A 13,707-nucleotide genomic window follows, 5' to 3' on the forward strand; every position below is an offset into this window, starting at 1 on the left:
AAGACGAAGGCTAAGAACTCCGATATCGGTAACAGCACGACCCTTTGGGTAAGCTCACTCTCGATTCTGGTATCTATCGCCGGTTTATTAGTGAACATACTTAAATAATAGTTGACAGGTGACAGTTGATAGTTAAAGATTATTGATAAACGGATAAATAATGAACTATATAAAATACGATGGTAGACGAACGAAATAATAACACAGGGATAGAGAACGAGGGACAAGATATCAATTTATATGCTTTGTTCTTCAAGTATATGGTTTATTGGCCATGGTTTGTAGCAAGTGTATTGGTTTGCTGTATAGGAATGTATATTTTCTTGCGTTATCAAACTCCCGTTTATAATATCACTTCTTCCGTATTAATAAAGGAAGATGAAAAGAAAGGTGGTAATGCTGCTGCAAATGGTTTAGCAGCAATTCAGGATTTGGGAATGTTCTCGATGAGCAATAATTTTGATAATGAAGTAGAAATCTTGAAGTCGCGTACCTTGATTAAAAAAGTGGTAAACGATATGAGACTTTATATAAGCTTGGAACAGAAGAATATTTGGGGCTTTAATCCTCCTTTATATAAAAACTCTCCTGTGGATGTCTTTATTACGCCTGAAGAAGCGGAGCGTTTGGTTAGCCCTGTAATTTTGAGTATGCATTATACTAAAGATGGAAAATTAACGGTTGAGGCAGAATATAAAATAGAAAAGAAGGGAGATGCGATATTGTTAAAACAGTCTTTTGAAAGTCTGCCAGCTATCCTACCGACACCGGTCGGTGTGTTCAGTTTTACAAGTTCAGACTCAATACCGGAGTTAGAAGATGGGAAAATTGATTTGGTAGCTCAAATCTATACACCCACGGCTACGGCGAAGGCATATGGAGAAGACTTAAGTGTGACACCTTCTTCCAAAACTACGACAATTGCAGAGATCGCATTAAAAAATACGGTGGAACAACGAGGAACTGATTTCGTGAATCGCCTAGTCGCTTTTTACAATCAAGATGCCAATGACGAGAAGAATGAGGTCGCTCAAAAGACCGCTGAGTTTATAGAGGAACGAATAGCTATCATCAATAATGAGCTGGGAACGACAGAGAACGAGCTGGCCGCTTTCAAGCAACGCTCTGGCTTGACTAATTTGACAAGCGATGCCCAGATGGCTTTGCAGGAGAGCTCTCGTTATGAGCAGCGGCGTATGGAGAACGCCACGCAAATCAGCTTGGTTCAGTATCTTCGCAATTACATGAATGACCCGGTGAACGAGGACGAAGTGATTCCGGCGAACGTGGGTTTGCAGGATCAAAACCTGACCTCCGTCATCGATCAATATAATACGATGCTAATTGAGCGTAAACGTCTGTTGCGTACCTCTTCGGAAAGCAACCCAGCAGTGATCAACATGAACGCCGGTATTGAGGCGATGCGCCGCAACGTGAAAACTACGGTGAACAGTGTCCTAAAAGGCTTGCAGATTGCGAAGGCCGATATCGATCGCCAGGCGAGCAAGTTCGAGAGCCGCATCAGCGATGCCCCGAGGCAGGAGAAAGAATTCATGACCATTTCCCGTCAGCAGGAGATTAAGGCCACATTATATATCATGTTATTGCAAAAGCGGGAGGAGAATGCCATCACCTTGGCAGCCACGGCTAACAACGGACGTATCATAGAAGACCCGCAGGCGGATGAGCATCCTGTGGCTCCGAGGAAGTTCCTTTTTATGCTGGCGGCTCTAATTCTTGGCTTTGCCATTCCGATAGGAACTGTCTACCTGCATGATCTATTGAAATATAAGATCGAGAACCGGGATGACGTGGAGGCGCTAACCAATGTGCCGATTTTGGCGGAATTACCCTTGGTCAAGAAGAAGGGTGAAGGTGCCATCGTGGTACGAGAGAATAAGAACGATATCATGGAGGAGACTTTCCGAGGCTTACGCACCAACTTGCTTTTCATGCTGGGCAAGGATGAGCGTGTAATCATGTTTTCCTCGACCCAGCCCGGTGAGGGAAAGTCGTTCGTGGCAGGTAATACTGCGGTCAGCCTAGCCTTTTTGGGAAAGAGGGTGATTGTGGTGGGCATGGACATCCGAAAGCCGGGTTTGAACCGCGTCTTCAATATTTCCCGTAAGATGGAAGGTATAACGAATTACCTAAGCGACCCAGATCATGTCGATCTATTCAGCATGATTCAAAAATCAGATATCAGCGACAACCTCGATATCCTTCCGGGAGGTCAGATACCGCCTAATCCTACGGAGTTGGTCGCTCGTGACGTGCTGGATAAGACCATCGCATTGTTGAAGGATCATTATGATTATATCATCCTGGATACAGCCCCGATCGGAATGGTGACGGATACGGCGATCATCGGTCGTGTAGCAGATATGTGCGTATATGTCTGTCGTGCTGACGTGACCCCGAAAACCGGCTTTAGCTACATCAATGTCTTGCAGAGAGAACATAAGTTCTCTAAGTTGGCCACGGTGATCAATGGCCTTGACATGAGTAAGCGTAAGAACAACTATGGCTACGGTTTCGGTAAGAAGTACGGCTATGGGAAGGGCTATGGCTATGGCTATGGCTATGGCTACGGGTATGGCTATAGTTATGGTTTTGAGTCGGTTGATAAGAAGAAATAAAAGAGATAATATGAAAGGAATCGTTTTAGCCGGTGGCTCGGGCACCCGATTGTACCCGATCACCAAGGGAGTGAGCAAGCAGTTGCTCCCTATCTTCGATAAGCCGATGGTGTATTATCCCATCAGCGTATTAATGTTGGCGGGTATCAGGGAGATCTTGATTATATCAACGCCATACGATCTGCCGGGATTCAAGCGACTGCTTGGGGATGGTTCTGATTATGGAGTGCGTTTTGAGTATGCCGAACAACCTTGGCCGAATGGATTGGCGCAGGCATTTACCATTGGCGCCGAATTCATCGGCGATGACAGCGTTTGCTTGGTGCTGGGCGATAATATCTTCCATGGTAATGGATTTATCTCGATGCTGAGAGAGGCGGTATGTACCGTGGAGGAGGAGAGAAAGGCTACGGTATTCGGCTATTGGGTGAGTGATCCAGAGCGTTATGGGGTGGCCGAGTTTGATCAGGTGGGTAACTGCTTGAGCATCGAGGAGAAGCCGACCCAGCCGAAGAGTAACTACGCCGTGGTAGGTCTCTATTTCTATCCGAACAAGGTGGTAGAGGTGGCTCGTAATGTCAGGCCCTCCGCTCGTGGCGAGTATGAGATTACCACGGTCAACCAACAATTCTTGGAGGATGGGGAGCTGAAGGTGCAGACTTTAGGCCGTGGTTTCGCATGGCTGGATACCGGTACGCACGATTCCTTGAGCGAGGCATCTACCTATATTGAGGTATTGGAGAAGCGTCAAGGCTTGAAAGTGGCTTGTCTGGAGGGGATCGCATATCGTCAAGGTTGGATAACGGAGGAGCGTATGCGAGAGTTGGCGCAGCCGATGCTGAAGAACCAATATGGCCAGTATTTACTAAAGGTAATAGAGGAATTAAAAGGGACAGGAAAACCAAATTTAGAATAAGAAAAGCAGAATCATGACAAAGCAAAATATTGTAATAACTGGTGGAGCAGGCTTCATTGGCAGTCACGTGGTACGCTTGTTTGTAAACAAATATCCGGAGTATAAGATTATCAATTTAGACAAGTTGACCTATGCAGGAAACTTAGCTAATCTGAAAGATATCGAAAACAAACCGAACTATAATTTTGTAAAGATGGATATCTGTGACTTTGAGGCGTTCTATAAACTAATGGAGGAGGAACGGATTGACGGTATCATTCATTTGGCGGCAGAGAGCCATGTCGATCGTTCTATTAAGGATCCATTCACTTTCGCTCGAACGAATGTGATGGGAACTTTAGCTTTGTTGCAAGCAGCCAAGTTGTATTGGGAGAGCTTACCTGAAAAGTATGAGGGTAAACGTTTTTATCATATCTCCACAGACGAAGTTTATGGGGCATTGGTAATGAATCACCTTGATGGAATAGAACCTCCGTTTACGACAACAGCGTCCTCCAATAAACATCATTTGGCTTATGGAAATGAATTTTTCTATGAGACGACGAAATACAATCCCCATTCGCCCTATTCGGCAAGTAAGGCGAGCAGTGACCATTTTGTGAGAGCTTATCATGATACCTATGGAATGCCGACCATTGTGACCAATTGTAGTAACAATTATGGCCCGTATCAGTTCCCTGAGAAGTTGATACCGCTTTTTATCAACAATATCCGTTTCCGTAAGCCACTGCCTGTCTATGGTAAGGGTGAAAATGTACGAGACTGGTTATTTGTAGAAGATCATGCACGAGCGATTGATGTTATCTTTCATGAAGGAAAGGTGGCGGAGACCTATAATATCGGTGGTTTTAATGAGTGGAAGAACATTGACATAATAAAGCTTGTGATAAATACAGTGGATCGCCAGCTAGGGCGTAGAGAGGGAGAGGATATGGATCTCATCACCTATGTGACTGATCGATTAGGACACGATGCTCGCTATGCCATCGATTCCACTAAATTACAAAAAGAACTCGGTTGGGAACCGTCCTTGCAATTCGAGGAGGGGATAGAGAAGACTGTGAAATGGTACTTGGACAATCAGGATTGGATGGACAATGTGACTTCTGGTGATTATAAAGTCTATTATGAAAACATGTATAAAGGAAAATAAATAATTGATTATGGATAATAAAATGATTACGGTAACTTCACCGTTACTGCCAAATTTAAATGAATTCAACGAAATATTAAAACAGATTTGGGGGAGTAAATGGATTACTAATAATGGCTCATTCCATAAACAACTGGAAAAAGAGCTTGCTGATTATTTAGGTGTCCCTTACGTAAGTCTTTTCACGAATGGTACGCTTCCTTTACTTATCGCTTTACAGGCTTTGAGAATAACAGGTGAAGTAATTACTACTCCCTATAGTTTTGTCGCTACGAGTCATTGTATTTGGTGGAATGGTTGTAAGCCTGTTTTTGTCGATATTGATCCTGCTACAGGAAACCTTGATCCTGATAGGATTGAGGCTGCTATAACTCCTAGGACAACAGCAATTATGCCTGTGCATGTTTATGGAAAACCATGTGAAACTCAACGTATTCAAGAAATCGCAGATCAATATGGTTTAAAGGTGATTTATGATGCGGCTCATGCTTTTGGTGTAGAAGTCAATGGAAAAAGTATTCTTAATGCAGGAGATATGTCTACCCTAAGTTTTCATGCGACAAAAGTCTATAATACGATTGAAGGTGGTGCTTTGATTATGCAAGATGAACGGACGAAAAAGCGAATTGACTATTTGAAAAACTTTGGTTTTGCAAATGAAGTAACGGTTGTTGGGGCAGGTATTAATAGTAAAATGGATGAGGTTCGTGCCGCCTATGGATTGCTTAATTTGCGACAAGTAGATAAAGCGATTGAAGCTCGACATCAAGTTGCTATGCGTTATCGGGAAGCATTGAGAAATGTGCTAGGCATTACATTTTTTGATGATATGACAGGTGTAAAACACAATTATTCTTATTTTCCTATATTTGTTGATGCGAAATTATATGGAATGACACGGAATGAATTATATTTTAAAATGCGTGAAGTAAATATCCTTGGGCGTCGATATTTTTATCCGTTGATATCGGAATTTTCAGTATATAAGGGACTCCCTTCTTCTGTTAAAGAAAATTTGCCGAATGCTCATAAGATGGCAGATCGGGTAATTTGTCTACCTATGCACCATGAGATGTCTGAAATTGATATAGATCGTGTTATAGAAATTATCAAGCGATAATTTTTATAGTAATTATTCGAGTTTATATAGAATAAGGAATAGGGATATTGAAAATCAATACCTTAAAACTTTAGGTTGATATATTGTTTCAAAATCAATATGCAAGGCTCATTAAAAGGGAAAACAGTTCATGGCGTAATATGGAGTCTAATAGATAATGTGTCAAGTAGTGGTGTTATCTTCTTTGTAGGCATCATATTGGCCCGTCTTTTGACTCCGGAAGAATATGGAGTTATGGCTATGGTTTCTATATTCATAGCCATATCAAATTCTATCATTGACAGTGGTTTCTCTAGTGCTTTGATTCGTAAGGTGAAGGTTAAGCCGATTGAATATAATACGGTTTTTTATTTTAACTTACTGATAAGTATATTACTTTATATTTGTTTATTTTTTATATCTCCTTTCATAGCTTTATTTTTTAGAGAGCCTATTTTATGTGAAGTTATGCGTGTAATAGGCTTAATTTTGATTATCAATGCATTGTCTATTATACCATACACGATTTTTGTTCGAGAAATAAATTTTAAGACACAAACAATTATATCTTTGATAGCGTCTGTTGGGAGTGGTGTCATCGGAGTATGGATGGCTTTTTCTGGACAAGGGGTTTGGAGTTTAGTCGGGCAACAATTGGGTCGGCAATGTCTGAACACACTATTCTTATGGTTCTTTTGTCATTGGAAACCTACGGTGAGCTTTTCAATGACAGCATTTAAAGAAATGTTTGGTTTTGGGTCGAAATTGCTATTGTCAGGACTTTTGGATACAATCTATAAGGATATTTATTATATTGTTATTGGGCGATGTTTTTCATCTTCTATATTAGGTCAATATACTAGAGCTAAGCAATTTAGTATGGTCTTCTCGACAAATCTGACTACGGTTGTCCAACGGGTAAGTTTTCCAGTACTAAGCAGTATTCAGGATGATTCAATCCGTTTACGTGAGGCGTATAGGAAAGTTATTAAATCAACAATGCTTGTTTCTTTTGCTTGTATGCTAGGACTAGCTGCTATCGCAAAGCCTCTTTTAATTCTTTTGATAAGTGATAAATGGTTACCGGCTGTTTATTTCTTACAAATAGTTTGTTTTTCTAATATGCTCTATCCATTGCATGCAATCAATTTGAATATTCTAAAAGTAAAAGGTCGTTCAGATGTCTTTCTTAAATTGGAGGTGATTAAAAAAGTATTAGCGATTTTCCCTATACTGGTAGGTGTGTATCTAGGCATAGAAATGATGCTTTGGGGCAGTGTCATTATATCTGTAATATCTTATTTTCTAAATGCTTATTATTCAGCAAGTCTAATAAATTATTCAGTGTATGAGCAACTTAAGGACATATTCCCTTCATTTATAGTTTCTCTAGGAGTCGGATTTTTGATGTGGAGTATTTCATTGTTATCCATTTCTTATTATCTCATGCTGATTATCCAGCTTTCAACAGGTTTCATTTTGGCTTATTTGATTTATAATTGGTTGAGACTTGATGAGTTTTTAGAGATAAAAAGTATTGCGAATAACTTTGTAAGAAAATTTTGTAAAAGTAAGTGATGATATGCATAGTAAAGGTTTAAGGTATAGTACGTTCTCTATATATAGTATTCTTTTGGCCATGTGTGCGTCTATGGAATTGTATTTTACATGGAAGCTTCCTATATCTTTTGTTAATATAATGTGTGCCTGTGTTTTACTTCCTTATTTAATGAATCTTCGGAAGTGGGATTTATCAATAGGGGTCTGTCTTTTATCTGTAGTGTGTTGGATCTATAATTTCACTCACAATACAATTGATTTTTCTTTATTTGCCTATTTGAATCTATTAAGTGTGATTTTTATAACAATCACTTTTTTTGTATCTACAACCTCTTTTAAGATCAATTTATATCATACGTTTGATTTCTTTATAAAAGTTATTTGTTGCATATCCCTTTTGGGATGGCTGTTATATTTGGTAGGAATAAATTTGCCTCATTATCGCTCAGAGACTAGTGATTTTTACATTCATGATGTTTATTATTTCTTTGTTATGGGAGCTGATAATATGTTTGAAATTCTTCCTCGATTTTGTGGAATGTTTTTGGAGCCAGGGCATGTTGGTAGTACTAGTTGCTTGTTGTTGTATATTAATAAGTTTAACTTTAAGAATAAATCCAATTACATTTATCTTTTATCTATTATATTCTCGCTTTCTTTAGCGGCCTACTGTCTTTTTTTTATAGGTTTATGTTTATATTTTTATTTGAGAGGTAAAGATCTATTTAAATATTTGTTAATCCTTGCTGTATTTGCGGGTGTATTTACATATATAGGTTTGAATTATAATCGAGGAAATAATGTGATTAATGAAAAAATTCTAAGCCGACTGATTATTACAGATGGAGAGTTATCAGGAGATAATAGAACATCTATGGTTTTTGATAAATATTATGATAATTGGCTTAAACATGGGGATATATTTAATGGATATGGTAGAAAGGCTTATGGTGATGGTAATGCAACATCTAATATTTTACATGGATGTGCAAGTTTTAAAAGATTTTTCTTTATCAATGGCATAATAGGAACGGTATTGATTTGTTTGTTGTATTTATGCTTGTATCTTCGATATCGATCTAAACAAGGGTTTGGCTTTTTTCTGGTAGTGATCATCTGCAATATGATACGTGATTATCCATATAGGTTAATGTGGATGTTTTTATTTGTTTTAGGTATAACAGTTCTATATACTTCAAATAAGGTTGGATATATAGAGAGTTTAAATGATAAGTAATTGTTGTATTAATGAGGCCCTATTTTATTTGTTATATATCAGTGTTTTTGTTGGTGAAACTATGCTTTATTTGTGATATTTACGCTCAGGAAACATCGATTTTTGTAAGTACTTACTTGAATGAACGTAACGAGCTAATTATTGATCGTCTGCCAAAAAAATACTCAAAACTTGTCGTGGATAAGACTTGTGATTTAGCAGGTAAATGTTTACGATTACCCGCTAGTGCGGAATTATGTATAGAGCAAAATGGATTAATAGATAATGGCATAATACAAGGAAGAGGAAATAGTCTTTCTGTTTTAAATATAGATAAACCTGTTATAGGATGTAAATTACGCATTTTGGGTGAATGGAAGAATCAAGTTGTATTTGATAGTTGGTTTTGCTTTGATAAATCTCCAAGTTTTGTGTCAAATGATATTATTAAAAATATTTTATCATTGACGGATGGAGAACATTTCTGTCATATTTATTTTCAGGCAGATAGAACTTACTATTTTGAGTTACCTTATAAAGGGGAAACCAATTTTGGGGATAAGGTTTCATTTACGATGTCTGGTAATAAGAAGAAACGGAAATGGTCTGATCTAAATAAAAATGAATATTCTTTTCTGAGAATATTTACAATTCCTTCCAACACTCATTTGACAATAGATAACCGTTTTCAGATGCTTCCGACGAATCAAGGTGTTTATTATATCTTTTGGGAATATGGAAAACAGAATATTACAATTGATGGTAAGGGGTGTATTGCGGGTGATGCTAAAAATCATATCTATAATTCTCCTATAGTTAAGGGATCTAAGTATTATGGAGAATGGGGGTATATTTTTTGTTGTCAAGCTTGTTCTAATTTTAAATTTTCGGGTATAACATTGGAATATGCTTTTGGAGATTGTATTTCGTATACGGCAGACTATTCAAATGAAAATATTCGTAACCGGGTAGCAAATGATTTGTTGATAGATAATTTGAAAATAAGGTATGCACGTAGGAATGGAGTGACAGTTGCGGCCACCAATGTTATTGTTCAAAATACGTTTTTTGAAGGATGTGGAACTAACTCTATCCATGGAACAGCCCCTAAGTCTGCAATCGATTTTGAACCCGATGAAATACGCCAATTTCCAGAAATAGGAAATGTAAATGTTCAAATGAGATATTGTCGTTTCATCAATAACATACATGATGTTTCGTCTACTTTTAACAATTTGTATGATTATGGAAAGATTGTGACCCGAATTTCAAATTGCATATTTACAGCACCAATCCGACTGAATACAACGAATTGGATTGAATTTTCCAATTGTGTGATTCCTGATATAACAAATTACCAAAATAAGATTGCAAATCATTGTCCAGTTAGGCAAGTACTGTTTAAGCAGTGTCATATAAAAAAAATGCCTCGCATATTATTTTTACGGGATTGGTATAACAATTTTGAAGATTGCCAAATTGACAAAATTTATGAATGACTAACTTGAAGAAAATAAATTCTAAAATCTACTTATAGTATGAACTTACATCTTTGTCTAGATGGCAATTTTATTCAGCAAGCCATCGATGCATTTGAACGGTTTTATCCAAAAGATAACCTTTTCATAATGTTCAATACTTCAAAAAAAGGAAAATATATAGATGATGTTTTTCTCTACCGTTATGAGCTGGATGATCCTGATATCCTAATGAAAATTCAACATATATGTTGTGAGTATAAAATAAAACATGTTGTTATTCATGCTTTAGTGTTTCAGTATTATCCTATATTAATACAGCTGAAAGAAAAAAAACTATATGATGGACAAGTGTTTTGGATTTTTTGGGGGTATGAACTTTATAATGCTTTAGGGGAAATAGGTGCATATAAACTGATTGATAATATGTCGCCATTTTCTTGGTTGACTTATATTGTTCCGACTCCATTAAGTCGAATTGTAAAGAAGGTATTAGGAAAGAATTTGCGGTCAGAATATTTGAAAAAATCACTCCCGTATATAGATTATTTCTGTACATGGTTTTCTTATGATTTTGAATTGCTGAATAAATATTTTGATTCTAATTTGAAATTTAAGTATTTTAAGTATTTGTCCCCATATAAAGATACTGTTAAAAACGATAAAATATTTCTTTGTTCTAAGAAAAAGGATTTGATTATGGTTAATCATCAAGCTTCATTGACAGGAAATCATATTACATTGTTTCATAAATTGAAATCCTTAAAAGGTATAGATTATTTTACGATTTGTACTCCATTATCCTATGGATCAAAATATATTAGGAAAAATGTATTAAGGCAAGGTAAACGTGATTTTGGCTTAAAATATGTTCCTCTTTTAAAATTGTTGCCAGTAGATGAATACAATAAGTTTTTAGATTCAATACCAGTAGCAATATTTGGTGCGCTTCGTCAGGAAGCTGCAGGAAATATTATGAGATTGTTGAAAAGTGGTACAAAAGTATTTCTTCGGGATGGAAATCCATTATTATCTTATTATCGGGAAAAAGGATTTATTGTATTTTCTTTTGAAAGAGATTTGAATAGTATTGAAGATCTTCAGCCTTTATCACAGGAGCTGCAATTGCGTAACATGAAGATGGCTATAGATACACGGATTTTCTATGAGGATTATATGCCGACTTTTTTTGATTGATTGGATTTAATGTCTTGTTAATTATTGTGTTGATATGAAACAGTTAGTTATTGTTGGAGCTGGAGGGATGGGACGGACTTTCTATTCTAACGCTTTGGAGAGTGTAGGATATGGTAATGAATTTGTCATTAAAGGTTTTATTAATGATTATCCATCATTGGGTAATTTTCAAAATTATCCAGCTATTATTGGGACAATTGAAGATTATGAACCGATGGAAGATGATGTTTTTATATGTTCTATAGGTGATAAATTAAGGAAGAATTGTATTGAGAAAATTCGAGCAAAAGGAGGAAAGTTTATAAATTTAATTCATCAAACTGCTCGTCTTTATACCAATGTGGAAATTGGTGTAGGTAATTTTATAGGAGCTTATACCGTAATAGGAAATGATGCTAAAATTGGTGACTTCAATATGATTCAATCTTATACGGTTATCGGGCATGATGACATAATAGGAGATTGGAATCGTATTGATACACATGTAACTTGTGTTGGTGGTATTGTAATAGAAAATCATGTTAATATCCATACGGCAGCTGTTATTGGTCATCATGTTGTAGTCGAGTCTGAGGCAAATGTAGGTGCATGTAGTTTTGTTATTCGACGAGTGAAGTTTGGAACTACAGTTTTTGGTAATCCCGCAAGAAAATTGATTTAAGTAACAATAATATTCAGTATTAATTTTACAGCAATGGAAATACAAGAGTTTATTCAGAATTTTGCGGATCAGTTTGATGATACTGACACTAGTGTTTTTACTCCGGAGACTGTTTTTCATGATTTGGAGGAGTATTCATCGATTGTCGCTCTTTCTATTATTGCGATGGTGGATGAGGAGTATGGGGTGACGTTGAAAGGGGCGGAGATGAGTGCCGCTGTTACGATTCAAGATTTGTTTAATATGGTCCAAGCTAAGTTGTCTTGATGGTTGGGTATAATCCTTTTTCTCTTCAAGGAAAAACGATCTTAGTTACCGGTGCCTCTTCTGGTATCGGGAGGGCGACTGCAATCGAGTGCTCGTACTTGGGGGCGAAATTGTTTGTAACCGCCCGGAATGAAGAACGGTTGCGTGAGACTTTTGATGCTCTGGAGGGGGATGGCCATGCGATGGTCATTGCGGATGTGGCCAAGAGCGAGGAGATGGATTCGTTGGTTGGATCCGTATCTGCGCTGGATGGTTTTGTTTGTAATGCAGGCATTACCAAGCGAAGACCGATTCATTTCATTAAAGAAGATGAGTTGCGTGAGGTGTTCGAGATTAATACGATCTCGAGTATTTTGCTGACGAAAGCGTTGGCCAAGGCGAAGAAATTTAATAAAGGAGCCTCGATCGTGTTTACCTCTTCTAAGGCTGCGAGAATCGTGACTCCCGGTAATTCTATGTATGCGGCTTCTAAAGCGGCTATAGAGTCCTTCGCGCGTTCTTGCGCTTTGGAGTTTGCGGCTAAAGGGATTCGTTCGAATGCGATATTGCCGGGGATGGTGGAGACGCCTCTTGTTTTGAACGGTACGCTTTCGGAAGAGGACCTGGAGCGGGATAAGGCCAAGTATTTATTGAAAAGATATGGTAGGCCGGAAGAGATTGCTTGGGCTATTATCTATCTTTTGTCTGACGCAAGCGCTTGGGTAACATCTACATCTGTTGAGATTTCAGGATAAGGCAATTGTTTATCAAATTGTTAAGGTATGAGATTATTAGAAAATAAAGTTGCATTGATAACTGGTGCGGGTCGTGGTATAGGCAGGGTTATCGCCGAGCGGTTCGTCCAGGATGGCGCTACCGTTTATGTCAACGATCTGCAAGAAGGGGATATGCAGGTCTGGGTAGATGAATACGCCTCAAGGAATGGGGGTAAAGTCGTGCCTGTTTGTTTCGATGTGACGGATACCGCCGCTTTAAAGGCTGGCTTGATGTCTATATATAAGGCTGAGGGGCGCATTGATTGTATTGTTAATAATGCCGCTATCATAGCAAATCAGAAATTGGGTATGGTGACGAAGCCTTTGCTGGAGAAAATGTATTCGGTCAATGTTTTTGCCGTAATCGATATGCTCCAGATTGCGTCACGCTTGATGGCTCGTAATGGAGGGGGGTGCTTTGTGAATATCGCTTCTATAACGGGAGTCGTGGGAAGTCCCGGACAGGTGGCTTACAGCTCTACGAAAGGTGCTGTCATCGCTCTGACGAAATCTGCGGCAAAGGAACTCTCACCTATGAATATCCGGGTAAATGCTGTGGCTCCCGGTATTATTGCGACTGAACGCTTCAAGGAGTTGTATGAATGCGATGGGGATAAAATAGATGGGCGTATCTCTCGTATAGCGTTAGGGCGGCTAGGTACTCCACTGGATGTGGCTGATGCCGTCTCTTTCTTGGCTTCTGATCGTGCGAGTTATATATCCGGTCATATTTTAGGAGTGGATGGTTGTGCGTCGATTTAATGTT

At 38.2% G+C, this 13,707-nt stretch carries 12 protein-coding genes and 1 pseudogene; all 13 read left to right on the forward strand.

Translation table 11 applies throughout. The features are described 5' to 3' along the window. Positions 1-108, forward strand: a pseudogene (locus ACESPU_RS14580) (polysaccharide export protein); the annotation flags it as partial. A gap of 71 nt (positions 109-179) precedes the next feature. After that, positions 180-2,639: a GumC family protein gene (locus tag ACESPU_RS14585; RefSeq protein ID WP_373133470.1), complete on the forward strand. Its 2,460-nt coding sequence runs from the start codon at positions 180-182 to the stop codon at positions 2,637-2,639. 10 nt (positions 2,640-2,649) lie between these two features. After that, positions 2,650-3,555, forward strand: coding sequence for a glucose-1-phosphate thymidylyltransferase RfbA (gene rfbA, locus ACESPU_RS14590; RefSeq protein ID WP_121961488.1), 906 nt, complete (start codon positions 2,650-2,652; stop codon positions 3,553-3,555). 13 nt (positions 3,556-3,568) lie between these two features. After that, positions 3,569-4,708, forward strand: coding sequence for a dTDP-glucose 4,6-dehydratase (gene rfbB, locus ACESPU_RS14595; RefSeq protein ID WP_121961487.1), 1,140 nt, complete (start codon positions 3,569-3,571; stop codon positions 4,706-4,708). 10 nt (positions 4,709-4,718) lie between these two features. Further along, entirely contained in the window at positions 4,719-5,828 is a 1,110-nt protein-coding gene (locus ACESPU_RS14600) for a DegT/DnrJ/EryC1/StrS aminotransferase family protein (protein ID WP_121961486.1), read from the forward strand. A 99-nt stretch (positions 5,829-5,927) separates the two neighbouring features. Then, on the forward strand, positions 5,928-7,385 hold the full coding sequence (locus ACESPU_RS14605) for a lipopolysaccharide biosynthesis protein (protein WP_373133471.1): 1,458 nt from the start codon (positions 5,928-5,930) through the stop codon (positions 7,383-7,385). A 475-nt stretch (positions 7,386-7,860) separates the two neighbouring features. Continuing rightward, positions 7,861-8,604: a hypothetical protein gene (locus ACESPU_RS14610; RefSeq protein WP_147331032.1), complete on the forward strand. Its 744-nt coding sequence runs from the start codon at positions 7,861-7,863 to the stop codon at positions 8,602-8,604. A 47-nt stretch (positions 8,605-8,651) separates the two neighbouring features. Next, on the forward strand, positions 8,652-10,082 hold the full coding sequence (locus tag ACESPU_RS14615) for a hypothetical protein (RefSeq protein WP_147331031.1): 1,431 nt from the start codon (positions 8,652-8,654) through the stop codon (positions 10,080-10,082). A gap of 39 nt (positions 10,083-10,121) precedes the next feature. After that, positions 10,122-11,258 (forward strand): hypothetical protein, encoded by a 1,137-nt coding sequence (locus ACESPU_RS14620; protein ID WP_121961482.1) that lies wholly within the window; start codon positions 10,122-10,124, stop codon positions 11,256-11,258. Between the two features lie 34 nt (positions 11,259-11,292). Further along, a complete protein-coding gene (locus tag ACESPU_RS14625) occupies positions 11,293-11,919 on the forward strand; it encodes an acetyltransferase (RefSeq protein ID WP_121961481.1) in 627 nt (208 codons plus the stop codon). Between the two features lie 33 nt (positions 11,920-11,952). Then, positions 11,953-12,186: a phosphopantetheine-binding protein gene (locus ACESPU_RS14630; RefSeq protein WP_373133472.1), complete on the forward strand. Its 234-nt coding sequence runs from the start codon at positions 11,953-11,955 to the stop codon at positions 12,184-12,186. Continuing rightward, positions 12,186-12,920, forward strand: a complete 735-nt coding sequence (locus tag ACESPU_RS14635) for an SDR family NAD(P)-dependent oxidoreductase (protein ID WP_121961479.1) — start codon at positions 12,186-12,188, stop codon at positions 12,918-12,920. The genes ACESPU_RS14630 and ACESPU_RS14635 overlap by 1 nt, the downstream gene beginning before the upstream one ends. A 27-nt stretch (positions 12,921-12,947) precedes the next feature. Then, positions 12,948-13,703 carry an SDR family NAD(P)-dependent oxidoreductase gene (locus tag ACESPU_RS14640; protein WP_121961478.1) on the forward strand — a complete coding sequence of 252 codons (756 nt, stop codon included), beginning with the start codon at positions 12,948-12,950 and terminating at the stop codon, positions 13,701-13,703. Positions 13,704-13,707 lie beyond the last annotated feature (4 nt).

The organism is Parabacteroides sp. 20_3, from assembly GCF_964238835.1.
GTDB classification, from domain to species: domain Bacteria; phylum Bacteroidota; class Bacteroidia; order Bacteroidales; family Tannerellaceae; genus Parabacteroides; species Parabacteroides distasonis.

Coding starts and splice junctions, on each gene's coding strand:
- rfbB (WP_121961487.1), top strand. CDS start 3,569: ATGACAAAGCAAAATATTGTAATAACTGGTGGAGCAGGCTTCATTGGC.
- ACESPU_RS14640 (WP_121961478.1), top strand. CDS start 12,948: ATGAGATTATTAGAAAATAAAGTTGCATTGATAACTGGTGCGGGTCGT.
- ACESPU_RS14635 (WP_121961479.1), top strand. CDS start 12,186: ATGGTTGGGTATAATCCTTTTTCTCTTCAAGGAAAAACGATCTTAGTT.
- ACESPU_RS14605 (WP_373133471.1), top strand. CDS start 5,928: ATGCAAGGCTCATTAAAAGGGAAAACAGTTCATGGCGTAATATGGAGT.
- ACESPU_RS14600 (WP_121961486.1), top strand. CDS start 4,719: ATGGATAATAAAATGATTACGGTAACTTCACCGTTACTGCCAAATTTA.
- ACESPU_RS14610 (WP_147331032.1), top strand. CDS start 7,861: ATGGGAGCTGATAATATGTTTGAAATTCTTCCTCGATTTTGTGGAATG.
- rfbA (WP_121961488.1), top strand. CDS start 2,650: ATGAAAGGAATCGTTTTAGCCGGTGGCTCGGGCACCCGATTGTACCCG.
- ACESPU_RS14620 (WP_121961482.1), top strand. CDS start 10,122: ATGAACTTACATCTTTGTCTAGATGGCAATTTTATTCAGCAAGCCATC.
- ACESPU_RS14630 (WP_373133472.1), top strand. CDS start 11,953: ATGGAAATACAAGAGTTTATTCAGAATTTTGCGGATCAGTTTGATGAT.
- ACESPU_RS14585 (WP_373133470.1), top strand. CDS start 180: ATGGTAGACGAACGAAATAATAACACAGGGATAGAGAACGAGGGACAA.
- ACESPU_RS14625 (WP_121961481.1), top strand. CDS start 11,293: ATGAAACAGTTAGTTATTGTTGGAGCTGGAGGGATGGGACGGACTTTC.